Genomic DNA, 24,052 nt, shown 5'->3' with positions numbered 1-24,052 from the left:
CTCGTACTGCCGTTTCCCGGAACTTCTCCGTCCGCCACGACTTAACCCGCTGCTATTGGACGAGAAAGGAACCAGCCATGTCCTGGAAGACTGAGGCTTCGGGCTCAACCATGAGCACCGGAGCGCCTGCGCGCAGCGATCGAAATTCGCTGACGGTCGGGCCCGACGGCCCGATCCTCCTGCACGACGTCCATTTCCTCGAGCAGATGGCCCACTTCAACCGCGAGAAAGTGCCGGAGCGCCAGCCCCACGCTAAGGGCTCAGGCGCCTTCGGCGTCTTCGAGACGACCGAGGACGTGTCGCAGTTCACCAAGGCGGCGCTGTTTCAGAAGGGCGCTCAGACCGAAATGCTCGCTCGCTTCTCAACGGTCGCGGGCGAGATGGGCAGCCCCGACACCTGGCGCGACGTGCGCGGTTTCTCGCTGAAGTTTTACACCAGCGAAGGCAACTACGACCTCGTCGGCAACAACACGCCGATTTTCTTCGTGCGCGACCCGATGAAGTTCCCGCACTTCATCCGTAGCCAGAAGCGGCTGCCGGACTCAGGGCTCCGCGACAACAACATGCAGTGGGATTTCTGGACCAACAATCCCGAGAGCGCGCACCAGGTGACCTACCTCATGGGCGTGCGTGGCCTGCCACGCACCTGGCGGCAGATGAACGGCTATGGCTCCCACACCTACATGTGGGTCAATGCCCGGGGTGAGCGCTTCTTCGTCAAGTATCACTTCCACACCGACCAGGGCATGGCGTTCTTCTCGAACGCGGAAGCCGCACAGATGGCCGGCGAAGACGCGGACTATCACCGCCGCGACCTTTTCGAGGCGATCCAGCGCGGGGAGCATCCGAGCTGGACGCTCTCGGTGCAGGTCATGCCGTACGAGGACGCGAAGACCTACCGCTTCAATCCGTTCGACCTCACCAAGGTCTGGCCGCACCGCGACTACCCGCTGATCCGGGTTGGCACCATGCGGCTCAACCGCAATCCCGAGAACTTCTTCGCTCAGATCGAGCAGGCTGCTTTCTCGCCGGGCAACACCGTTCCCGGCATCGGCCTGTCGCCGGACAAGATGCTACTCGGCCGCGCCTTTGCCTACAACGACGCCCAGCGCAACCGGATTGGCACCAACTTCCACCAGCTGCCGGTGAACCAGCCGAAAGTGCCGGTGAACACCTACATGTTCGACGGCCAGATGGCCTATCACCACAGTGGCAGCGCGCCGGTCTACGCGACCAACAGCTATGGCCGCCCGTGGGCCGACCAGACCGGGCGGATGGAAGACGGCTGGGAGACGGACGGCGAGCTGGTACGCAACGCCTATACGCTGCGCGCGGACGACGATGACTTCAGCCAGCCGGGAGCGCTTGTGCGCGAGGTCATGGACGATGCGGAACGGGCAGCGCTCGTCGACACGGTGGCTGGCAGCCTGCTCGGTGGCGTGCGCGAACCGGTGCTGAGCCGGGCGTTCCAATACTGGAAGAGCATCGATCCGGACGTCGGCTCCCGCATCGAGCAGAAGGTGCGACATGGATCCGCGCCGAAGCCCGCGGAAGGCATGGGCGAGGCCGGCAAGTCGGCCGCCGAATAGCCTGAAACAGAACGGCCGGGCGCATCAGCTGCCCGGCCCTTTTTCTTGGTCGGCAACCTGCCTTTAGCCCAGCCGCTCGGCGTGCCAGCGCAGATGATCGTCCATGAAGGTGGAGATGAAGTAGTAGGAGTGGTCATAGCCATCCTGCATGCGCAGGGTGAGGCGGATGTCCGTTCCCTTCACCGCATCTTCGAGGAGCCACGGCCGCAGGCCTTCATTGAGGAAGCCGTCGGCGGTGCCCTGGTCGACCAAAAATTCCGGGAAGCGCTTACCGTCCTTGATGAGCGCCACGGTGTCGTAATCGCGCCAGGCGATCTGATCCGTGCCGAGATATTTTTCCAGCGCCGGCTTCGACCAGCCTGCCGTCGACGGTTCGACGATCGGCGCGAAAGCCGAGCAGGACTTGAAGCGGTCCGGATGCTTCAGCGCGATAGTCAGCGCGCCATGGCCGCCCATCGAGTGGCCGAAGATGCCCTGGCGGCTCATGTCGGCCGGGAATTCCTTCGCGATCAGTGCCGGCAGTTCCTTCGTGACGTAAGAATACATCCGGTAGTGCCGGGAGTAGGGAGCCTGCGTGGCATCGACGTAGAAGCCTGCGCCCTTGCCGAACTGCCAATTGTCCGGCTCATCAGCAACGTCATCGCCGCGCGGGCTGGTATCCGGGCAGACGATGATCAGGCCGAGCTCGGCTGCCATGCGCCGGTATTCGCCCTTATCCATCACGTTGGCATGGGTGCAGGTGAGGCCCGACAGGTACCAGAGGACCGGAACCTTGTTTCCGTCCTTTGCCTGCGGCGGCACGAAGACCGCAAAGGTCATGTCGCAGGCGCAAACCTCGGAGGTATGCGTATAGACGCCCTGGACGCCGCCGAAGGATTTCGCGGTGGAAACGGTTTTCATGGCTACCTCAATCGTTGTCTGTCTGTGCCGAGCGCAGCGCCCGGCGCACAGCCTGGTCCAACGCGGACAAGAATGCCGAGCGGTCGCGGGCGGAAAAGCCCGGATTGAAGCCCTTGATCTCGCCGGTTTCGCGAAGATGCTGCTTCAGATCCCGCATGGCGACCGCCATGCCGATCGTCTCGGGTGTGAAGGCGCGGCCCGTCGGCCCCAGCACATGCACGCCCTTTTCGACAAGGCGCTTGGCGAGCGGAACGTCGGCGGTGACGGCAATGTCGTTCGCCACAGCGTGCTCGACGATCCAGTCGTCGGCAGCATCGGCGCCAGCGGGCACCACGACATGCCGCACCAGCGGATCGCGCGACGGCTTCAGGCCGCCATTCGACACGAAAGTGATCACGAGTTCATGACGGGCGGCGACCTTCGCCGCCTCGTCCTTCACCGGACACGCATCCGCATCGACATAGATCGCGGGCATTGATCCGGTCAGTAGACCACCACCGAGCGGATGCTCTCGCCCGAATGCATCAGTTCGAAGCCCTTGTTGATGTCCTCGAGTTTCAGGAGGTGCGTGATCATCGGGTCGATCTGGATCTTGCCCTCCATGTACCAGTCGACGATCTTCGGCACGTCAGTGCGGCCGCGCGCGCCACCGAACGCCGTGCCCTTCCAGGTGCGGCCAGTGACCAGCTGGAACGGACGGGTCGAGATCTCCTGGCCAGCGCCCGCAACGCCGATGATGATCGACTGGCCCCAGCCGCGATGCGCGCATTCGAGCGCCTGACGCATGACCTTCACATTGCCGGTGCAGTCGAAGGTGTAGTCGGCGCCACCGATCTGGTCCGCGCCGCGCTTCGTCATGTTGACGATGTGCTGGACGACGTCGCCGTCGATCTCGGTCGGGTTGACGAAATGGGTCATGCCGAAGCGCTCGCCCCATTCCTTCTTCGAGTTGTTGATGTCGACGCCGATGATCATGTCGGCACCGGCAAGCTTGAGGCCCTGGATCACGTTGAGGCCGATGCCACCGAGGCCGAACACGGCAGCCGTTGCGCCGATCTCGACCTTCGCCGTATTGATGACGGCACCGATGCCGGTCGTCACGCCGCAGCCGATGTAGCAGATCTTGTCGAACGGCGCGTCCGGATTGACCTTCGCGACCGCGATCTCGGGCAGGACCGTGAAGTTCGAGAAGGTCGAGCAGCCCATGTAGTGGAAGATCTTGTCCTTGCCGATCGAGAAGCGGCTGGTGCCGTCGGGCATCAGGCCCTGACCCTGCGTGGCGCGGATTGCGGTGCACAGGTTGGTCTTGCGGCTGAGGCAGGACGGGCACTGGCGGCATTCCGGCGTGTACAGCGGAATGACGTGGTCGCCCTTCTTGACCGAGGTCACGCCCGGGCCGACGTCAACGACGACGCCCGCACCTTCATGGCCGAGGATCGCCGGGAAGATGCCCTCGGGGTCGGCGCCCGACAGGGTGAAGTCGTCGGTATGGCAGATGCCCGTCGCCTTGATTTCGACCAGCACCTCGCCCTCGCGCGGACCTTCAAGGTCAACTTCCATGATCTCCAGCGGCTTGCCTGCGGCAACGGCAACAGCGGCGCGTGTCTTCATCTCTCGCTCCCTCGTACGAACGGGTCGAATCTACAAAAAATGCGGAGGCGTAGCCTACTCGCTTGGGGGCGGTGGGGCCATAGCTCAAAAGGATATTGTCAATTTCTGGTTGTCAGAACCGACGGGAGGGGGAAGGAAGAGGCGACAGGGCGCGCCTCCCAGTCACTGAAGATCAGGCAAGTTTATCGGATAATCTGTATTATGGAACCGCTCTGCCAAAGCGGCAGGGGGCATCGCCAGCATCTCAGAGGACGATGCGCTGGCCGTTCGAGTTCGCGATCGCGTGGATAACACGCTCGAACTCGAGCGCCTGCTGGAACGACGGATATGCCTCGGACCCGCCCGCAATTGCGCGCAAGAAGCTCGCCGCCTCGATCGTCTTGAGATCGTTGAAGCCGATCTGGTGGCCCGGTGCCGGGACAAAATTGCCATACGGCTCATGCACCGGCCCGGTCATGATGGTGCGATAACCCTGTACCGACTTGTCCCCGGCGTTCTGATAAAGCCGCAGCTCGTTCATCCGCTCCTGGTCGAAGCAGATCATGCCCTGCGTGCCATGCACCTCGACCGCCATGTAGTTCTTGCGGCCCCAGGCCGAACGCGAGGTCGAGAACAGCCCCTGCACGCCGCTTTCGAATTCGAGGATCGCAGACGCGATGTCCTCGTTCTCCACGGGCTTGTGGGTGCCGTCATCCGCCGACGGGCGCGTGGCATGCACCGTGCGAATGTCGCCGATCACGCTGCGGATCGGGCCCATCAGCTCGACCGCCATGCTGATCATGTGGCAGCCGAGATCGCCGAGCGCGCCAAGGCCAGCTTCGGCCTTGGTCGCGCGCCACGTCCACGGCAGCTCGGGGTCCGCCTGGTAGTCTTCATCGACGAAGCCGCGGAAGTGGATCACCCGGCCGATCGCGCCTTCCTCGATCAGCTTGCGCGCATGCTGGAAGGCGGGATTGCGAATGTAGTTGTAGCCGACGATCGTCTTGCCCTTCGCGATCACGGCTGCACGCGCCATTGCCTCGGCCTCGGCAAGCGTCAGCGCCATCGGCTTCTCGCAGTGGACGTGCTTGCCCGCCTCCAGCGCGGCAATCGCGATCTCGGCGTGCAGCTTGTTGGGCGTGGTGACGCAGACGATGTCGACCGCCGGATCATTGATCAGCTCGCGCCAATCGTCCGTCGAGCGGGCAAAGCCGAACTGCTGTGCCATCGACCTCGCCTTGTCGGCCGGCATCTCGCACAAAAGCTCGAGCCGCGGCGTCGGAACATCTCCGAAGACCGCCTTAACCGCGCCATAGGCGAGCGCATGGCACTTGCCCATGAAGCCGGTGCCGATGAGACCGATGCCGACGCTGTCCATGGTCAGTTGCCGACTTCCGAGAGCAGCACTGCCCGCTTCTCGGCAATGGACTTCAGCGCAGCTTCCGCTAGCAACAGGGCAGCGAGCCCGTCGGCACCCGACGGCGACGGCTTCTTCTTTTCCTTCACCGCTGCGATGAAGGCGGCAATTTCGGCCGCATAGGCAGCCGTGTATCGGGTCATGAAGAAGTCGTGCAGCGGCGGGCGCGTGTAGCCATCGGCCGTAGCAAGCTCTATCGAAACGGGACGCTGGTTCTCTGCCGACACCGCGCCCTTCGAGCCATGCACCTCGATACGCTGGTCATAGCCATAGACCGCGCGGCGCGAGTTGGAGATCGTGCAGTGCTTGCCCGAAGCCGTCGTCAGCGTCACGGACGCACTGTCGAAGTCGCCGAGGCGCCCGATCTCGGGATCGACCAGTACGGAGGCGGTTGCAAACACCGTGTCCGGTTCCTCGTCAAGCAGGAAGCGCGCCATATCGAAGTCGTGGATCGTCATGTCACGGAAGATACCGCCCGACGAGGTGATGTAGTTGGCCGGCGGCGGACCGGGATCGCGCGAGACGATCTGCACCATCTCCACATTGCCGATCCTGCCGTCATCGATCGCCTTGCGGACGGCGCGGAAATGCGGGTCGAAGCGGCGGTTGAAGCCGATCATCAGCGTGGCGCCAGTCTCCTCGACAGTCTTCAGGCACTGGCGCACGCGCGCAATCGACAGATCAACCGGCTTTTCACAGAAGATCGCCTTGCCGGCACGGGCAAAGCGCTCGATCAGGTCGGCGTGGGTGTCGGTCGGCGTACAAATGACGACGGCGTCGATGTTGTTCGCCTTCTCGATCTCGTCGATGGTACGCGCGTCGCCGCCGAAGCGAGCAATGACGGCATCCGCCGCCTCCTTGAACGGATCGGCAACCGCAGCGAGGACGGCGTCGGGATCCGCCGCGATTGCGGCTGCATGGACGCGCCCGATGCGGCCGGCGCCGAGAAGTGCAAATCTGATGCTCACGCTGTCCTCCCTCAGTTCCGCCGTCTGTGCATGACCGACAGCAGGCAATCACCGCCGCTTGCGAAAACGGAATGAATATTCCAAAATCAGGGAAAATAGATCATGTCAAGGGACCATCAATGCCTGCCGAGGAAATCGCCGCCCCCAAGAGCCTGGCCGACTTTCAGGAACGGCTGCGCCGTGTCGGCGGCAGCCTGCCCAAGCGGCTCAAGCAGTGCGCGGAGTACGTGGCGGGCAACCCGGACAAGATCGCATTTTCGACCGTAGCCGACATTGCCGCCGGAGCGCAGGTGCCGGCCTCGGCGATGATGCGCTTCTGCCAAGAAATGGGCTTCTCCGGCTACTCGCAGATGCAGAAGCTCTACCGCGAGGAATATTCGCAGAAGTGGCCGGACTACTCGACCCGGCTTTCGAGCTTACGCAATGGCGGCGCCGAATCGCCTTCCGCCCTGCTCGCGGAATTTTCCGAGGCCGGCCGCGCCTCGATCGAAAACCTCACCCACTCGATCGACCAAGACAAGTTGCGCAAGGCCGTCACCGTGCTGGCAGGCGCGCGCACGATCCACATCGTTGGCCTGCGCCGCACTTTCGCGGTGGCAAGCTACCTCGCCTATGCCTTTGAAAAAATGAGCATCCCGGCGATCCTGCATGCGGGCGTCGGGAACCTGACCCAGCACCACCTGCTGGGAGATGGCGATGCGCTGATCGCCATTACCTTCGCGCCCTATACGGCAGACACGATGGCGCTAGCCGAGGCTGCGGCCGCGCGCGGGCTGGACATCGTTGCGATTACCGACCTGCCGACCAGCCCCCTCGCCGCGCTCGACGCGATACACCTGCTCGTCTCCGAGATCGATGTCGGCAATTTCCGCGTGCTGGCGGCGACGATGACGCTGGCGATGACCCTTTCGGTGGCGGTTGGAGCGCGGCGGCGGCTGGTCTGATTTGGAACAGCGCTGTTGCTTTTAGAAAAAAATGGAATATACATTCTGTTGAGGGCTTCCGCGAGAGGACACCGCCGGAGGGGCGATGCGCGGAACTACCTTAGGAGAACAAGAGGGAGGACCAAATGAAGAAGACCATTCTGACACTGGCGGCATCGCTCGCCATCTTCGCCGGCGTTGCCGCGCCGGCCGCTGCTGACGGCGAACGCTTCGTGCTCGTCAGCCATGCGCCGGACAGCGACAGCTGGTGGAACACCATCAAGAATGCGATCAACGTGGCGGGCCAGCAGATGGGTGTGACGGTGGAGTACCGCAATCCGCCGACCGGCGACCTCGCCGACATGGCGCGCATCATCGAGCAGGCCACGGCCTCCAGCCCCAACGGCATCATCTCGACCATCGCCGACTTCGACGTCCTTTCCGGCCCGCTGAGCAATGCGGTCGCGCAGGGCATTCCGGTCATCACCATCAACTCCGGCACCGAGGAGCAGTCGAAGCAGATCGGCGCGCTGATGCATGTCGGCCAGCCGGAAAAGGCTGCGGGCTTCGGCGCGGGCGAGAAGGCGAAGGCAGCCGGCGTCACTAAGTTCCTCTGCGTCAACCACTACATCACCAACCCGGCCTCGGTTGAGCGCTGCCAGGGGTATGCCGACGCGCTGGGCGTCGAGCTCGGCAACCAGATGATCGACGCGGGCCAGGACCCTGCGGAAATCAAGTCGAAGGTGATGGCGTATCTGCAGACCAATCCGGACACCAACGGCATCCTGACGCTTGGCCCGACCTCGGCCGAGCCGACGATCGCGGCGCTGAACGAGTCGGGCAAGGCGGGCACCATCCACTTCGGCACGTTCGACCTCTCGCCTGACATTGCAAACGCCATCAAGAGCGACGTGATCGCCTTCGCGATCGACCAGCAGCCCTTCCTCCAGGGCTACCTCCCGGTGGTCATCCTGACCAACCTCGCCCGCTATGGCGTGGTGCCGGGCAACTCGATCAACTCGGGCCCGGGCTTCGTGACCAAGGACAACATCGAGCTCGTCGAGAAATTCGCCGGCGAATACCGGTAACCGAGCAACAGGGGAGAGGTTGGCCGCGAGCCCTCCTCTCCCCTCGACAACCCGTAACCAGCTAGGCACGCGCACCCCGCAAGGATGAGCGCACGCCAGGATTTCTGGAGATCACGGATGACATACAGCCAGCCTCAGCCTCAGCAGAACGGCGCGGCGAGCGTCGTCGAGCTGGCCAAGGACGAGCGCATCAAGGAGATGCCGGCCTGGCGCAAGGCCCTGATCCGTCCGGAACTCGGCGCCATCTGCGGCACGATTATTGTCTTCGCCTTCTTCCTGGTCGTCGCCCGCAGTACCGGCATGTTCGCGCCGCAAGGCATCCTGAACTGGGGCGTGGTTTCGGCCCAGTTCGCCATCATCGCCGTCGGCGCGTGCCTGCTGATGATCGCCGGCGAATTCGACCTCTCCGTCGGCTCGATGATCGGCTTCGCGGGCATCGTGATCGCCCTGATGTCGGTGACGTGGGGGTATCCCGTCTGGCTTGCCATCATCGTCGCATTTGCCATCGCGCTCGCGGTCGGCGCGCTCAACGGCTACCTCGTCATAAAGACCGGCCTGCCGTCCTTCATCGTCACGCTCGCCTTCCTCTACGTGCTGCGAGGCCTGACGATTTACGGCGCCATCGCCACCACCCGCCAGACGATCATCGGCGGGGTCGCGGAGGTTGCCCAGGGCGATCCGCTTGCCTGGCTGTTCGGCGGCAAGATTCTCGGCTTCCTCTTCGTCTGGCTCGCCGACATCGGCCTCATCGGCAAGTTCGTCGCCGGTCCCAAGGCGGGGCAGCCGGTTATCGACGGCATCCCGATGCTGATCATCTGGGCGCTGGCACTGATCGCCTTTGCGCATGTCCTCCTCACCCGCACCCGCTTCGGCAACTGGATCTTCGCTTCCGGCGGCGACGCACAGGCGGCGCGCTATGTCGGCGTGCCCGTGAACAGGGTGAAGATCCTGATGTTCATGTTCTCCGCCTTCTGCGCCACCGTCTTCGCGACCTGCCAGGTGATGGAGTTCGGCTCGGCGGCGGCGGATCGTGGCCTGCTCAAGGAGTTCGAGGCGATCATCTCTGTCGTCATCGGCGGCGCGCTGCTGACCGGCGGCTACGGCTCGGTGATCGGGGCGGCGCTCGGCGCGCTGATCTTCGGCGTCGTGCAGCAGGGCCTGTTCTTCGCTGGGGTCGAAAGTTCGCTGTTCCGCGTCTTCCTCGGCGTCATTCTGCTGATGGCGGTCATTCTCAACACCTACATCCGGCGCATGATCACGGGAGAACGGTGACATGACCAAGCCTCTGATCGAACTTATCGACATCGAAAAGCACTTTGGGCCGGTTATCGCACTGGCGGGTGTCTCGGTCTCCGTTCTGCCCGGCGAATGCCACTGTCTGCTCGGCGACAACGGCGCCGGCAAGTCGACCTTCATCAAAACCATGTCGGGCGTGCACAAGCCGACACGCGGCAGGATCCTCATCGACGGGCAGGAAGTCGCCTTCTCAAGCCCGCGCGATGCGATGGCGGCGGGTGTCGCTACCGTTTACCAGGACCTCGCCATGATCCCGCTGATGTCGGTGGCGCGAAATTTCTGGATGGGCCGCGAGCCGATCAGAAAGTTCGGGCCAATCAAGCTGTTCGACTTCGAGCGCGCCAATGCCATCACCATGGAGGAGATGGCGAAGATGGGTATCCGCCTGCGCTCGCCCGACCAGGCCGTCGGCACGCTGTCCGGCGGCGAGCGCCAGACAGTGGCGATCGCCCGCGCCGTCTATTTCGGCGCCAAGGTGCTGATCCTTGACGAGCCCACCTCGGCGCTCGGCGTGCGCCAGACTGCCAATGTGCTCGCCACCATCGACAAAGTGCGCAAGAACGGCATCGGCATCGTCTTCATCACTCATAACGTCCGCCACGCGATGGCGGTGGGCGACCGCTTCACCGTGCTCAATCGTGGCCGTACGCTCGGCACCGCAAAGCGCGGGGAAATCAAGGCGGAGGAACTGCAGGACATGATGGCTGGCGGCCAGGAACTGGCAGCGCTCGAAGGATCGCTGGGCGGAACCGTCTGATGAAGAAGCTTGACGTAATCACCATCGGCCGCTCGTCGGTCGACCTCTACGGCGCACAGGTCGGCGGCCGGCTGGAGGACATGCGTTCCTTCAACAAATATGTCGGCGGCTCGCCGACCAACATGGCGGTTGGCACCGCGCGCCTCGGCCTGAAATCCGCGCTGATCACCCGGGTCGGTGACGAACACATGGGCCGGTTCATCCGCGAGCAGCTGGCATCCGAGGGCGTCGACACGCGCGGCATCATCACCGACCCGGAGCGGCTGACGGCGCTGGTGCTGCTCGGCATCCGCGACCGCAAGCAGTTCCCGCTGATCTTCTACCGCGAGAACTGCGCCGACATGGCCCTATGCGAGGACGACATCGACCCTGCCTTCATTGCCGAAGCGCGCGCGGTGGTCGCCACCGGCACCCACCTGTCGCATCCGCGCACGGAAGCGGCCGTCCTCAAGGCGCTGAAGCTGGCCCGCGAAAGCGGCGCGCGGACCGCGCTCGACATCGATTACCGGCCGAACCTCTGGGGCCTGTCGGGTCATGGCGACGGCGAGAACCGCTTCATCGCGTCGGAGAAGGTGACGGCAAAGCTACAGTCGACGCTGCATCTGTTTGACCTCATTGTCGGCACGGAGGAAGAATTCCACATCGCCGGCGGCACCACCGACACGATCGCTGCGCTGCGCGAGGTGCGGAAGGTTTGCAATGCCGTTCTCGTCTGCAAGCGCGGGCCGATGGGCGCCTCCGCCTTTACCGGTGACATTCCGGACACGCTGGACGAAGGCCTCTCCGGCCAGGGTTTCCCGATCGAAGTGTTCAACGTCTTGGGGGCAGGCGACGGCTTCATGTCCGGCCTGCTCAAGGGCTGGCTCGACGGCGAGGAATGGCCGACGACACTGAAATACGCTAATGCCTGCGGCGCCTTTGCCGTCTCCCGCCACGGCTGTGCTCCCGCCTACCCCAGCTGGGACGAGCTGCAGTTCTTCCTCAATCGCGGCATCAAGAATCCGGCGCTCCGCCTCGACCGCGAACTCGAACAGCGGCACTGGTCGACGACCCGCAAGGGCAGCTGGCCGGTGATGCGCGTCTTTGCCTTCGATCATCGCAAGCAGCTGGAGGACCTTGCCGACGCAGCCGGTGCTCCGCGTGAGCGGATCAGCGCCTTCAAGGAGCTCTGCCTCGATGCGGTACTCAAGGTGTCCGGTGGCCGTTCCGGCTACGGCCTGCTCTGCGACGGCCGTCTCGGTCCCGAGGCGCTTTACCGCGCGGCCGGCCAGGGCCTGTGGATCGGCCGGCCGGTCGAAGTGCCCGGCTCGCGGCCGCTGCAGCTGGAGATCGGTCCCGATCTCGGCTCGGACCTCGCCGAATGGCCGGCGGAACACGTCGTCAAGGTGCTGTGCTTCTACCATCCCGACGACGACGAGGCGCTGAAGCGCGAGCAGGAGGAAACGATGCTGCGTCTTGCCGATGCGGCACGGCGCAACAACCTCGAATTCCTGCTCGAGATCATCCCGTCGAAGGTCGGCCGCGTCGACGACGACACCACCGCCCGCGTGATCCAGCGCTTCTACGACATCGGCGTCTATCCCGACTGGTGGAAGCTCGAACCCATGACCTCGCAGCAGGCGTGGGCCAACGCCTGCGCGGCCATCGAACGCAACGACCCGCATACGCGCGGCATCGTCGTCCTCGGGCTGGAAGCGGAAGTCGACGCTCTCGAGGCATCGTTCCGGCAGGCGGCGCGGTTCCCGCTGGTGAAGGGCTTTGCGGTCGGGCGCTCGATCTTCGGCGCGGCGGCGCGGAAATGGCTCGCCGGCGAAATGGATGATGCCGCGGCGGTGGAAGAGATGGCTAGCATTTACGCTGATCTTTGCGCACGTTGGGATGCGGCATTGGCGGCGGCTGAAAGGGAGGCAGCATGACGACAATCAGGCTTACGGCAGCGCAGGCGATGGTTCGCTACCTCGCCGCGCAGAAGAACGAGGATGGCGATCCGCTGGTCCCCGGCTGCTGGGCGATCTTCGGCCACGGCAATGTCGCCGGCCTCGGCGAGGCGCTGCAGCAGGCCGGCGATGCCTTCCCAACCTGGCGCGCCCACAACGAGCAGGGCATGGCCCACGCGGCAATTGCTTTTGCCAAGGCAAAGAACCGCAGGCAGGCAATGGCCGTGACCACCTCGATCGGCCCCGGCGCACTGAACATGGTGACAGCGGCTGCCCTTGCCCACGTCAACCGCCTTCCGGTTCTGTTCATTCCGGGCGACGTCTTTGCCAACCGCGCGCCGGACCCGGTGTTGCAGCAGGTCGAGGATTTTGATGACGGCGTCGTCTCGGCCAATGACTGCTTCCGGCCAGTGAGCCGCTATTTCGACCGCATCACACGCCCCGAGCATCTGCTCACCGCCCTCCCCCGGGCAATGCTCACCCTTTCGGACCCCGCCCGCTGCGGCCCCGTCACCCTCTCCTTTTGCCAGGACGTGCAGGCGGAAGCCTACGATTGGCCGGAAACGTTCTTCAAGGAAAAGGTCTGGCGCCAGCGCCGCCCACGCGCCGATGCCGCCGAGCTCGCCCGCGCGGCCGAGCTGATCCGGAAAGCGAAGAAGCCAATCATTATCGCCGGTGGCGGTGTGCTCTATTCCGGGGCAACGGCGGAATTGAAGGCATTTGCTGAGAAGCGCCAGATCCCCATTTCCGAGACCCAGGCGGGCAAGTCGTCCCTGCCCTGGAACCATCCCCTCAACTTCGGTTCTATCGGCGTGACCGGTTCCTCCGCGGCCAACGCCGTTGCTGCCGATGCCGATCTGGTGATCGGCATCGGCACGCGCTTCCAGGATTTTACCACTGGGTCGTGGGCGCTGTTCAAGAACCCGGACAAGAAGATCCTGGCCATCAACATCGAGCCTTATGATGCGCTCAAGCACGGCGCGATCAGCGTCGTTGGCGACGCGCGCACCGTGCTGGAAGAGCTTGAGCCGATGCTCGGCGATCATGCAGCGCCGGCGCCTGACGCATCGCTGCGCGACAAATGGCTGGACGCCGTCAATGCAGTGACCGCAGATCCTGGCAACAATGTTCTCCCTTCCGACGCGCATGTCATCGGCGCGGTACAGCGCTCGGTCGACGAAAACGCGATCGTTCTTTGCGCCTCGGGCGGCCTGCCGGGCGAGCTGCACAAGCTCTGGAGGCCCGTACGGCCCAACGGCTATCACCTCGAATACGGCTTCTCGACCATGGGATACGAGATCGCCGGCGGGATCGGCGCCAAGATGGCGCATCCCGACCGCGAGGTCGTGGTGATGGTCGGCGACGGCTCCTACATGATGATGAACTCGGAGCTCGCGACCTCCGTCATGCTCGGCCACAAGCTGATCGTGGTGCTGCTCGACAACCGCGGCTTCGGCTGCATCAACCGGCTGCAGATCTCGACCGGTGGCGAGAGCTTCAACAACCTCCTCGACACCGCGCGCCACGTCGTGCCGAGCGATATCGACTTCGTCGCGCACGCAGCCTCCATGGGTGCGATCGCCGAGAAGGCCGCGTCGATCTCAGAGCTGGAAGCAGCACTTGCCCGCGCGCGCACCTCGCCGCGCACCCACGTCATCGTCATCGACACCGACCCGATGAAGACAACAGAGGAAGGCGGCCACTGGTGGGACGTTGCGGTGCCGGAAGTCTCGGCCCGCGAGCAGGTCCGCGCTGCCCGCAAAAACTATGAAGCGGCGCTCGTCCGCCGCCTAGCAAACTAACCCGATCACGAAGGCAGTCATGATCCTCTACGGCACCAATCCCATCGCGTGGTCCAACGATGACGACCAGACGCTCGGCCAGCACATCTCCCTCGAAACCTGCCTGGCGCAGGCTGCCGAAATCGGCTTCGACGGTATCGAGAAGGGCCACAAGTTCCCGACCGAGCCGGCGGGGCTAAAGGCGGCGCTGGAGCCGCATGGCCTACGCTTCGTCTCGGGCTGGTATTCGCTCAACCTGCTGACGCGTTCGGTTGAGGAAGAGAAGCGCGCGATCCAGCCGCATCTCGACCTTCTCAAGGCGATGGGCTGCCCGGTCTGCATCGTCTGCGAATGCTCCAACGCCATCCACGGCAACGACGCGGTTCCGGTCAATGACCGGCCGAAGCTGACCGAGGAGCAGTGGCCGAAATTCGCGGCGGCTCTTGAGGAGATCGCACAGTACTGCGCCGACCAGGGCGTTACGCTCGTCTACCACCACCACATGGGCACGATTATCGAGGCCGAGGACGAGATCGACCGGCTGATGGAGCTGACCGGCCCGGCGACGCAGCTGCTGCTCGATACCGGCCATGCCTATTTCGGCGGCGGCGACCCGGAAGCCCTCGCAAAGCGTCACATGAGCCGCGTCTCGCACATCCATGCCAAGAACGTGCGCGCCGACGTGATGCGGCAGGTGCGCGAGGAACGTCTGAGCTTCCTTGAGGGTGTGCGTCGCGGCGTCTTCACCGTGCCCGGCGATCCGGAAGGCGCGGTGAACTTCGGGCCGGTTCTCAAGATCGCGGCCGAGCATGGCTATTCCGGCTGGCTGGTGATCGAGGCCGAGCAGGACCCGGACGTGCGCGATCCGGTCAAGTACCAGTCGATGGGCCTCAACGCGCTGAAGCAGATGGCGCGCGAGGCGGGCCTCGACCGCGGCTGACGGAACGGACGGCCCATGCGCATCCTCGAGACCGACCACCCGTTCTTCCGCCCCCTCTGGGTGCGGGTGGCAATCGTCGTCGTCGCCTTCGCCTGGGCCGCGTTCGAATTCTCGCATGGCGAGGGCGTATGGGCGCTCGTCTTCGGCGCGATCGGCTCCTACTGCGCCTGGGCGCTGCTCATCAGCTACAGAACACCTGAAGGGAAGGACGGACAGAATGGCTGATCTGCTGGTCAAGCCGCGCGGCACGCATGGCAAGGTTCACGACATCACGCCCGAAAGCGCGGGATGGAGCTATGTCGGCTTCGGGCTCTACCGGCTGCTGCCGGGCGAAACCGCAGCGGAAGCCGCGGGCCAGCGCGAAGTTATCCTCGTCCTCGTCGAGGGCAAGGCGCGGGTTTCTGCTGCTGGTCAGGATTTCGGCCTGCTTGGCGAGCGCATGAGCGTGTTCGAACGCCTCAAGCCGCATTGCGTCTACGTACCAAACGGCTCGCAGTGGCAGGCCGTTGCGGAGACCGAATGTACGCTCGCCGTCTGCTCCGCGCCCGGCAAGGGCGGTCATCCGGCCACCGTCATCACCGACATCGGCTTCGAGGAACGCGGCAAGGGCGCGAACACCCGCTACATCCATCCGATCGCGATGGAGGACACGGATGTCGCCGACAGCCTCCTCGTCACGGAAGTCTTCACCCCGGCCGGCAACTGGTCGTCCTACCCGCCGCACCGGCACGACGAGGACGATTTCCCAAACATGACCTATCTCGAGGAGACCTACTACCATCGCCTCAACCCGTCTCAGGGTTTTGGCTTCCAGCGGGTCTTCACGGAGGACGGCTCGCTCGACGAGACGATGGCGGTGTCGGACGGCGACGTGGTGCTGGTGCCGAAGGGCCACCATCCCTGCGGCGCGCCCTATGGCTACGACATGTACTACCTGAACGTCATGGCCGGCCCGCTGCGCAAGTGGCGCTTCAAGAACCATCCGGACCACGACTGGATCGTCCGCAGCGCCTAACCCTGCCCGTTTTCGCGCCAACCGCTAGCGGGGCCCGCGCCGGCGGCGGTTGCTGGCTCGCTTCTGACTAAGGATTGAGCAGGTCGCGCAATATTTGCTTAAGCATTAATCAGCAGCCTCCCGCGCTTTCGCCGCCGGATCTGGCACAATCCGTTCATTTGCGGGCGCTTCTCCCCCGAGTCCTCGGGTTGGCACGTTCATTGAATAGCATCCTCAGGCCGGCGCTGCAGTTGCGCGCCCGGCGATCGCAGTTTCAACGAATTCGCGCGGGGATTTCTGAGCCGAATGTACGCGGGTGCCTCATGCCTCGAGCCTGAAGGGGATTTTCCGTCATCCCCGGTTGCCGCCGCTCTGCCAAAAATGCAGAGGGCGCGCGGGCATTCGCGCATCTCCTTCAAGCGCCGCGACAAGATCTCGTGCCTCGACCGGCTGTTCCAGGAAGGCTGCGCCAAGATCCGCCTGCCGCGCATGCTGGATGCCATCCCCGAGGCTGTGCTGATCAACACGGCTGGCGGCCTTACCGGTGGCGACAGCCTGACCACGAAAATTTCGCTGAACGCGGGCGCGCAGGCCGTCATGACCACGCAGGCCTGCGAGCGCATCTACCGCTCGACCGGCAGCGACGCCGAGGTCCTGACACGCGTCGAGCTGGCTGAAGGCGCGCGATTCGACTGGCTGCCGCAGGAAACGATCCTGTTCGACGGCGGCCGGCTCTCGCGCCGCTTCGAGGCCGATCTTGCCGAAGGCACAGAACTTCTTGCCGTCGAAGCGCTCGTGCTGGGCCGCGAGGCCATGGGCGAGACAGTCACTTCGGGCCTGTTCCGCGACCGCTGGCGCATTCGCCAGAACGGTAAGCTCCTCTTCGCCGACGATCTGCGTCTTTCCGGTGACATTGCCGCACTGGCAGCAGAGCAGGCAGCGCTCGGCGGCAATCGCGCGATCGCCACGGTCCTGCTCGTCACCGAAGACGCCGACCAGCTTCTCGACCCACTGCGCGACGTGATCGGCGACGCAGGCGGTGCAAGCGCATGGGACGGCAAGCTCGTCGCCCGTCTTGCCGCGCCTGACAGCCTCACGTTGCGACGCTCCCTCATTCCCGCGCTCGCGGTTCTCCTGGGCGGAAGAGCCCTACCCAAAGTCTGGCAGATCTGAGTTTTCCATGAACCTGACCCCAAGAGAAAAAGACAAGCTCCTCATCGCAATGGCCGCCATCGTCGCGCGGCGCAGGCTCGAGCGCGGCGTCAAGCTCAACCATCCGGAAGCAATCGCGCTCATCACCGACTTCGTCGTCGAGGGTGCGCGCGACGGCCGCTCCGTCGCCGAACTGATGGAGGAAGGCGCGCACGTCGTCACCCGCGACCAGGTGATGGAGGGCGTCGCCGAGATGATCCACGACGTCCAGGTCGAGGCCACCTTTCCCGATGGCGTCAAGCTGGTGACGGTCCATCAGCCTATTCGCTAACGCAGATTGAAACCGGAAGAATAAGCCATGAAGCGCATCGCACTCACCATCGGAGCAGTCGCCGCGACCTCCGCCCCTGCCCTCGCCCACTTCGACCCTGTCGAGCACGGCTCCTTCGCTGCAGGCTTCTCGCATCCGTTCTTCGGCACCGACCACGTGCTTGCCATGGTCGCCGTCGGCCTGTGGGCTTCCATGCTCGGCGGCCGCGCGATCCTGACGGTCCCGGCAGCCTTCGTCGCCTGCATGGGCGCCGGCTTTGCCGCTTCGTTGATGGCGCTGCCGCTGCCGATGGTCGAGCCAGTGATCCTGGCTTCCGTCATCGTCCTCGGCCTGATGGCGATGGTTTCGCTGCGTGTCCCGGCTGCGGCGGCAGCTGCCATGGTAGGCTTCTTCGCCTTCTTCCACGGCCATGCACATGGTTCCGAGCTCGGTGCCGCCGGTGCGCTGACCTTCGGCCTCGGCTTTGCTGCCTCGACCGTCCTTCTCCATGCAGCAGGCATCCGCCTTGGCATCGCGCTTGGCAAGGCTGGCCGCGCCTCGTCCGGCAACTTCCTTGCCCGCCTCCTCGGTGCGGCGACCGCCCTTGGCGGCGCATGGCTCGCAGTCGGAGCGTGAAGATGATCCCAGGCGAAATCATCCCGGCGGAGGGCGAGATCGTCCTCAACGAGGGCAAGGAGGCAATCACGCTGCGCGTCGCCAATCGCGGCGACCGCCCGGTGCAGGTTGGCTCCCACTACCACTTCTACGAAACCAACGAGGCGCTCGACTTCGACCGTGAAGCCGCACGCGGCATGCGCCTCGACATTGTCGCGGGCACTGCGATCCGGTTCGAGCCGGGCCAAGCGCGCGCGGTGCGGCTGGTGCCGATCGGCGGCGCGCGCCGCATCTTTGGCTTCAACGGTCGAGTGACAGGACAGCTCTGATGCCAGCAACGATTTCCCGTTCGGCCTACGCCGACATGTACGGCCCGACGGTCGGCGACCGCATCCGCCTCGCCGACACCGACCTCATCATCGAGGTCGAGAAGGACTTCACGACCTATGGCGAGGAAGTGAGGTTCGGCGGCGGCAAGGTCATCCGCGACGGCATGGGCCAGAGCCAGGTGTCGCGCGCCGAGGGCGCCGTCGACACCGTCATCACCAACGCGCTGATCGTCGATCACTGGGGCATCGTCAAGGCCGACGTCGGGCTCAAGGACGGCCGCATCGTTGCCATAGGCAAGGCCGGCAACCCGGACACCCAGTCGGGCGTCAACATCATTATCGGCCCGGGCACCGAGGCGATCGCAGGCGAAGGCCGTATCCTCACGGCTGGCGGGATGGACGCGCACATCCACTTCATCTGCCCGCAGCAGATTGAGGAAGCGCTGATGTCAGGCGTCACGACGATGCTCGGCGGCGGCACCGGCCCCGCTCACGGCACTTTGGCCACGACCTGCACGCCGGGACCGTGGCACATCGCCCGCATGATCCAGTCGTTCGACGCCTTCCCGATGAACATTGGCCTGTCCGGCAAGGGCAACGCCTCGCGTCCCGAAGCGCTGATCGAGATGATCAAGGGCGGCGCCTGTGCGCTGAAGCTCCACGAGGACTGGGGCACCACTCCCGCGGCAATCGACTGCTGCCTCTCGGTGGCGGACGACTACGACGTCCAGGTGATGATCCACACCGACACGCTGAACGAGAGCGGCTTTGTCGAAAACACCGTTGCGGCCTTCAAGGGCCGCACCATCCACGCCTTCCACACCGAGGGCGCGGGCGGCGGCCACGCGCCGGACATCATCAAGGTCTGCGGTCTGCCGAATGTCATCCCGTCCTCGACCAACCCGACCCGCCCCTACACGCACAACACCATCGCCGAGCACCTCGACATGCTGATGGTGTGCCATCACCTGTCGCCGTCGATCCCCGAGGACATCGCGTTCGCCGAAAGCCGCATCCGCAAGGAAACGATCGCGGCCGAGGACATCCTGCACGACATGGGGGCGTTCTCGATCATTTCCTCCGATAGCCAGGCCATGGGCCGCGTCGGCGAGGTACTGATCCGCACATGGCAGACCGCGCACAAGATGAAGGTCCAGCGCGGACGTCTGCCGGAGGAAACCGGCGACAACGACAACTTCCGCGTCCGCCGCTACATCGCCAAGTACACGATCAACCCGGCGATCGCCCACGGCATGTCGGTACATATCGGCTCGGTCGAAGTCGGCAAGCGCGCCGACCTCGTGCTGTGGAACCCGGCCTTCTTCGGGGTGAAGCCGGACATGGTGCTGGTTGGCGGCACGATTGCGGCAGCTCCGATGGGCGACCCGAACGCCTCGATCCCGACACCGCAGCCGGTGCACTACCGGCAGATGTTCGGCGGGTTTGGCCGCGCGCCCGCAGCCTCGTCCGTCACCTTCACCAGCCAGGCGGCGATCGACCTTGGCCTGCGCGAGAAGCTTGGCGTCGCCAAGGAGATGTTAGCGGTCGAGAACACCCGTGGCGGCATCTCGAAGGCATCGATGATCCTCAACAACGCGACACCGCACATCGAGGTCGATCCCGAGACCTATGAGGTGCGTGCCGACGGCGAGCTGCTGACCTGCGAGCCGGCGACCGTGCTGCCGATGGCGCAGCGCTACTTCCTATTCTGAGGCAAGAGAAATGCTTCGCGTCCTATCCTACATCCGCAGCGGGGAGGACCTTCGGCCCTCCTCGGCCACCATTCGCCTCGCGCAGGACAGGCGGCACCTGCGCCGCAAGCGCATCACGCTGGATAGCGGTGAGGACGTCCTCGTCGACCTGCCCGAGCCCGTGCTCTTCGCCAATGGCGACCGCCTCGTCCTGGAAGACGGCCGTCAGGTCGAGATCATCGCCGAGGAGGAAGAACTCTTTGAGGTGGTGCCGCGCGACGTGCTGCATCTTGCCGAGCTTGCGTGGCACCTCGGCAACCGCCACTTCCAGGCGCAGATCGAGATCGAGCCCCTGCGCATCCTGATCCGCCGCGATCACGTGCTGCGCGCGATGCTGGAAGGCCTGGGGGCAACGGTGCGCGAGACAGTCGCTCCGTTCCAGCCGGTGCATGGCGCCTATCATGGGCATGGTCACGCGCATGATGGTCATCACCATCATCACGATCATGACCACGAACACGGCCACAGCCACGATCATGGGCACGGCCATCACCACCATCATCATCATGGCTGAGGCACCGACATCAGCGCTGTTGCGGTTGATGACCTGGCTCTCGCCGGCCTTTCCGGTTGGCGCCTTTGCCTACAGCCACGGGCTGGAGCGGGCGATCGAGGAGCGCAAGGTACGCGACCGCGCATCGCTTATTGCATGGCTGGAAGTGCTGCTTCAGCGTGGTTCGGCGTGGAACGACGCCGTGCTCCTGGCCGAGTCCTGGCGCGAGGTGTTGACTTCCGGCGACTGCTCTGAAGTCGCCGAACTTGCCGAGGCACTGGCGGGCGCGCGCGAGCGCCACATGGAGACGATGCTGCAGGGCGAAGCCTTTGCTACTGCCATCTCCGCATGGTCGGGCGAAGATGACCAGAGCGAACGCATTGCCTATCCGGTGGCAGTCGGTCAGGCTGCCGCGCGGCATGGCATTGAGCTGGAAGACGCGCTTGCCGCCTACCTCCACGCCTTTGCCTCCAACCTCATCCAGGCCGCCGTGCGTCTCGTGCCGCTCGGCCAACGCGACGGCGTGAAGGCGATGGCAGCGCTTGAACCTGTCATTCGCGCGACTGCGGCGCGGGCGGCCGTGTCGACGCTAGATGACCTTGGTTCTTCCGCATTCATGTCTGACATCATGGCGATGCGGCACGAAGTTCAATATTCGAGGGTATTCCGATCATGAGTTCACTGAACGGGCCGCTGCGGGTCGGTATCGGCGGGCCGGTGGGAGCCGGCAAGACCACGCTCACCGAGATGCTCTGCAAGGCGATGCGTGACCGCTACTCGGTCGGCGTCGTCACCAACGACATCTTCACCAAGGAAGACGCGCTGATCCTCAACCGGCTGCAGGCGCTGCCGGAGGACCGCATCATCGGCGTTGAGACCGGCGGCTGCCCGCACACGGCAATCCGCGAGGACGCGTCGATCAACCTCGCGGCGGTCGCCGAGATGCGCCGCCGCTTCCCTGACATCGACGTTGTCTTCATCGAGTCTGGGGGCGACAACCTCGCCGCGACTTTCTCTCCGGACCTTGCCGACATCACCATCTACGTCATCGACGTTGCCGGCGGCGAAAAGATCCCGCGCAAGGGCGGCCCCGGCATCACCCGCTCGGACCTGCTCATCATCAACAAGATGGACCTTGCACCGCACGTCGGCGCGAACCTCGACGTGATGCGGGCGGATGCCGAGAAGCAGCGTGGTAGCGCACCGTTCCTCTTCACCGACCTTCGCCGCCGCATCGGCGTCGAGGAAATCGTGGCCTTCCTCGAGGAAAACGGCGGTCTCAGCCCGCGCCTCGCCGCCGAGTGACGCTCCGTCGGGTTGGCAGGAAAACGCCTTCTTTTGACGTTTCTGCCAGCCGTTACTGGACCTAGACTTTCCGGAATATGAGGCCGGCGCCCACCCTTCCGGGTGCGCGACCCTGTTCCGGAAGGTCCTTCCGATGCGCAGATCCTTCTTCCTGTGGGGCATTCTCGGGCTGGTCATTCTAGGAATGGTCGGCTTCGGCGGCTGGCTGCTCACCTTGCCCAGCCCGGTTTCTGCTATCGCCCCGAACGTACCGCAGTCCGAAACCGACGCGATGCTCGCGTCGCTGAAGCCACCGAAACGTGAGCGGCCGCTCGTCGCGATCATCGGCATCAACGACGCCACCGAGACGACCGACTACATGATGCCGGCCGGCATCCTGCGCCGCGCGGACGTTGCCGACGTCGTCATGCTGGCGACGGAGCCCGGTCCCGTAAGGCTCTACCCCGCCCTCACGGTCGAGCCCGAGTCGACGATTGCAGCATTCGACGTCGCACATCCCGAAGGCGCCGACTACGTCATCGTCCCGGCGATGAGTCGTGACGATGACCCCCGCCGCACTCGAATGGATCAGGAGCCAGGCGGACAAGGGTGCGAACATCGTCGCCGTCTGCGCCGGTGCCAAGGTGCTGGCGGCGGCCGGGCTGCTCGAGGGAAAACGCGCCACCTCGCACTGGTACTATCTCGACCGCGTGCTGGAGCTCAGCCCGACGACGACATATGTGCCGGACCGGCGGATCGTTACCGACGGCGAGGTGACCACCACCACCGGCATCAGCGCGTCCATGCCGATGATGCTGACACTGATCGAAGCGATTGCCGGTCGTCACAAGGCGGAGGAGGTCGCGCGAGATCTGGGCGTGCCGACCTGGGATACACGCCACGCCAGCGCGGCGTTCCGGATCACGCGGCCCTTCGCCACGACAGTACTCGAAAACCGGCTGGCCTTCTGGCGCAGCGAAGAGCTCGGCATTCGCCTCCAGCCGGGTATCGATGAAGTCTCCCTCGCTCTGATCGCCGACGCATGGTCGCGAACCTACCGCTCCAGCGTTTCAACCATCGCCGGGTCGTCTGAGCCGATCGAAAGCCTCAGCGGGCTTCGTCTGATCCCGGACCAGGCGGGTGCGGTGGTCGCTGCCGACCACATCGTGCCGACGTTCCCGAACCGTCCGCCTGCGATCGCGCTCGATGAAACGCTTGCGGCCATTGCCGCGCGCTATGGCGAGCCCACCACCGACGTCGTTGCCATGCAGCTCGAATACCCCCAGGCACAGGAGAACATGGACGCGCGTGGTGCGGGCACTAACTGACGGGCGAACGGCGAGGTTGTTGGCATGCACAGGATCGTCCTGGTCACCTATCCCGGCTTCGAGCTTCTCGACGTGTCCGGACCCGCTTCCGTCTTCAATGGCGCGAACCGGGCGCTCGCGCGGCGCAACAAGCCGGCCGTCTACGAGATCAGGCTTATCTCAGCGACCGGTGGGACGGTCACGAGCAGCAGCGGCGTTGCGGTCGAGACGATGGCGGTTAGTGATCTCCTCTCCGCCACGGCGAACCCACTCTTCGCCAATTACGCGCAAGACGCTGTTTTCCCGACATGATTTCCTGGCTGGGAACCCAAATGAGGGTGTCTGTGCCATGGATGTATCGTCAGAAGTATCGCTGAATGTATCGCCCGAAGTATCGCTCGGGAGGACGCGTTCNGCGNCCCGGGAAGCATCCTCCAAACGCCCGCGCGNCACAGGGGCCGGACGCTACCTCGTGCGATCAGGTTCCGTTTACATCTTCCAGATTAGGGTTCCGAAGGACCTTTGCGGCCACGAGCTTCCCCTCGTCCGCGTCAGCCTCGGCGCGCTGACCGCGAGGCAGGCCCGCATCCGGGCGGACATCATGGCGGCTCATGCCCGCCTCTTCTTCGAG

At 64.6% G+C, this 24,052-nt stretch carries 25 protein-coding genes; 20 read left to right on the top strand and 5 right to left on the bottom strand.

Features of this window, described 5'->3' with window-relative positions:
* Window positions 1-77 precede the first annotated feature (77 nt).
* Entirely contained in the window at window positions 78-1,589 is a 1,512-nt protein-coding gene (locus L630_RS0113960; RefSeq protein WP_024848867.1) for a catalase, read from the top strand.
* 63 nt (window positions 1,590-1,652) lie between these two features.
* Here L630_RS0113960 and fghA read toward each other — a convergent pair whose 3' ends face one another.
* The 5 genes from fghA to iolG all read right to left on the bottom strand — a co-directional run bounded on the left by fghA (window position 1,653) and on the right by iolG (window position 6,464).
* Window positions 1,653-2,489: an S-formylglutathione hydrolase gene (fghA, locus tag L630_RS0113955; RefSeq protein WP_024848866.1), complete on the bottom strand. Its 837-nt coding sequence runs from the start codon at window positions 2,487-2,489 to the stop codon at window positions 1,653-1,655.
* A 7-nt stretch (window positions 2,490-2,496) separates the two neighbouring features.
* Entirely contained in the window at window positions 2,497-2,964 is a 468-nt protein-coding gene (locus L630_RS0113950) for a YaiI/YqxD family protein (RefSeq protein WP_024848865.1), read from the bottom strand.
* 8 nt (window positions 2,965-2,972) lie between these two features.
* On the bottom strand, window positions 2,973-4,100 hold the full coding sequence (locus L630_RS0113945) for an S-(hydroxymethyl)glutathione dehydrogenase/class III alcohol dehydrogenase (RefSeq protein WP_024848864.1): 1,128 nt from the start codon (window positions 4,098-4,100) through the stop codon (window positions 2,973-2,975).
* A 244-nt stretch (window positions 4,101-4,344) separates the two neighbouring features.
* On the bottom strand, window positions 4,345-5,457 hold the full coding sequence (locus L630_RS0113940; protein WP_024848863.1) for a Gfo/Idh/MocA family oxidoreductase: 1,113 nt from the start codon (window positions 5,455-5,457) through the stop codon (window positions 4,345-4,347).
* Window positions 5,458-5,459: 2 nt separating this feature from the next.
* On the bottom strand, window positions 5,460-6,464 hold the full coding sequence (gene iolG, locus L630_RS0113935; protein WP_024848862.1) for an inositol 2-dehydrogenase: 1,005 nt from the start codon (window positions 6,462-6,464) through the stop codon (window positions 5,460-5,462).
* A 119-nt stretch (window positions 6,465-6,583) separates the two neighbouring features.
* Here iolG and L630_RS0113930 point away from each other — a divergent pair, with 119 nt between their 5' ends.
* The 19 genes from L630_RS0113930 to L630_RS0113840 all read left to right on the top strand — a co-directional run bounded on the left by L630_RS0113930 (window position 6,584) and on the right by L630_RS0113840 (window position 23,733).
* Window positions 6,584-7,408, top strand: coding sequence for a MurR/RpiR family transcriptional regulator (locus L630_RS0113930; protein ID WP_024848861.1), 825 nt, complete (start codon window positions 6,584-6,586; stop codon window positions 7,406-7,408).
* Between the two features lie 125 nt (window positions 7,409-7,533).
* A complete protein-coding gene (locus L630_RS0113925) occupies window positions 7,534-8,475 on the top strand; it encodes a sugar ABC transporter substrate-binding protein (RefSeq protein ID WP_024848860.1) in 942 nt (313 codons plus the stop codon).
* Between the two features lie 198 nt (window positions 8,476-8,673).
* Window positions 8,674-9,747, top strand: a complete 1,074-nt coding sequence (locus L630_RS0113920) for an ABC transporter permease (protein ID WP_034330403.1) — start codon at window positions 8,674-8,676, stop codon at window positions 9,745-9,747.
* A gap of 1 nt (window position 9,748) precedes the next feature.
* A complete protein-coding gene (locus L630_RS0113915; protein ID WP_024848858.1) occupies window positions 9,749-10,528 on the top strand; it encodes an ATP-binding cassette domain-containing protein in 780 nt (259 codons plus the stop codon).
* Window positions 10,525-12,444, top strand: a complete 1,920-nt coding sequence (gene iolC, locus L630_RS0113910) for a 5-dehydro-2-deoxygluconokinase (protein ID WP_024848857.1) — start codon at window positions 10,525-10,527, stop codon at window positions 12,442-12,444. The genes L630_RS0113915 and iolC overlap by 4 nt, the downstream gene beginning before the upstream one ends.
* Window positions 12,441-14,267, top strand: coding sequence for a 3D-(3,5/4)-trihydroxycyclohexane-1,2-dione acylhydrolase (decyclizing) (iolD, locus tag L630_RS0113905; protein WP_024848856.1), 1,827 nt, complete (start codon window positions 12,441-12,443; stop codon window positions 14,265-14,267). The genes iolC and iolD overlap by 4 nt, the downstream gene beginning before the upstream one ends.
* A gap of 19 nt (window positions 14,268-14,286) precedes the next feature.
* Complete coding sequence (gene iolE, locus L630_RS0113900) at window positions 14,287-15,186, top strand: myo-inosose-2 dehydratase (protein WP_024848855.1); 900 nt, start codon at window positions 14,287-14,289, stop codon at window positions 15,184-15,186.
* A 15-nt stretch (window positions 15,187-15,201) separates the two neighbouring features.
* Entirely contained in the window at window positions 15,202-15,411 is a 210-nt protein-coding gene (locus tag L630_RS0113895; protein WP_024848854.1) for a hypothetical protein, read from the top strand.
* Complete coding sequence (gene iolB / locus L630_RS0113890) at window positions 15,404-16,201, top strand: 5-deoxy-glucuronate isomerase (protein ID WP_024848853.1); 798 nt, start codon at window positions 15,404-15,406, stop codon at window positions 16,199-16,201. Before L630_RS0113895 ends, iolB begins: the two co-directional genes overlap by 8 nt.
* A 285-nt stretch (window positions 16,202-16,486) precedes the next feature.
* Window positions 16,487-17,353 (top strand): urease accessory protein UreD, encoded by an 867-nt coding sequence (locus L630_RS0113885; protein ID WP_084466029.1) that lies wholly within the window; start codon window positions 16,487-16,489, stop codon window positions 17,351-17,353.
* 7 nt (window positions 17,354-17,360) lie between these two features.
* On the top strand, window positions 17,361-17,663 hold the full coding sequence (locus tag L630_RS0113880) for an urease subunit gamma (RefSeq protein WP_024848851.1): 303 nt from the start codon (window positions 17,361-17,363) through the stop codon (window positions 17,661-17,663).
* A gap of 27 nt (window positions 17,664-17,690) precedes the next feature.
* Window positions 17,691-18,278, top strand: a complete 588-nt coding sequence (locus L630_RS0113875; RefSeq protein WP_024848850.1) for a HupE/UreJ family protein — start codon at window positions 17,691-17,693, stop codon at window positions 18,276-18,278.
* Between the two features lie 2 nt (window positions 18,279-18,280).
* Complete coding sequence (locus tag L630_RS0113870; RefSeq protein WP_024848849.1) at window positions 18,281-18,586, top strand: urease subunit beta; 306 nt, start codon at window positions 18,281-18,283, stop codon at window positions 18,584-18,586.
* Entirely contained in the window at window positions 18,586-20,298 is a 1,713-nt protein-coding gene (gene ureC, locus L630_RS0113865; protein ID WP_024848848.1) for an urease subunit alpha, read from the top strand. The genes L630_RS0113870 and ureC overlap by 1 nt, the downstream gene beginning before the upstream one ends.
* Window positions 20,299-20,308: 10 nt before the next feature.
* Window positions 20,309-20,851, top strand: coding sequence for an urease accessory protein UreE (locus L630_RS22495; protein ID WP_084466027.1), 543 nt, complete (start codon window positions 20,309-20,311; stop codon window positions 20,849-20,851).
* Window positions 20,814-21,506 carry an urease accessory protein UreF gene (locus L630_RS0113855; protein WP_144708688.1) on the top strand — a complete coding sequence of 231 codons (693 nt, stop codon included), beginning with the start codon at window positions 20,814-20,816 and terminating at the stop codon, window positions 21,504-21,506. Before L630_RS22495 ends, L630_RS0113855 begins: the two co-directional genes overlap by 38 nt.
* Window positions 21,503-22,135: an urease accessory protein UreG gene (ureG, locus tag L630_RS0113850; protein ID WP_024848845.1), complete on the top strand. Its 633-nt coding sequence runs from the start codon at window positions 21,503-21,505 to the stop codon at window positions 22,133-22,135. The genes L630_RS0113855 and ureG overlap by 4 nt, the downstream gene beginning before the upstream one ends.
* Before the next feature lie 542 nt (window positions 22,136-22,677).
* Window positions 22,678-23,442: a DJ-1/PfpI family protein gene (locus tag L630_RS21480; protein ID WP_348602168.1), complete on the top strand. Its 765-nt coding sequence runs from the start codon at window positions 22,678-22,680 to the stop codon at window positions 23,440-23,442.
* A gap of 24 nt (window positions 23,443-23,466) precedes the next feature.
* Window positions 23,467-23,733 carry a hypothetical protein gene (locus L630_RS0113840; RefSeq protein WP_024848844.1) on the top strand — a complete coding sequence of 89 codons (267 nt, stop codon included), beginning with the start codon at window positions 23,467-23,469 and terminating at the stop codon, window positions 23,731-23,733.
* Window positions 23,734-24,052: the final 319 nt, after the last annotated feature.

Origin of the sequence: Aminobacter sp. J41 (assembly GCF_000526635.1) — a bacterium.
Taxonomy (GTDB): Bacteria; Pseudomonadota; Alphaproteobacteria; order Rhizobiales; family Rhizobiaceae; genus Aerobium.
The sequence above is the reverse complement of the archived record's forward strand: the minus strand, read 5'-3'. Positions and strand labels throughout refer to the sequence as shown.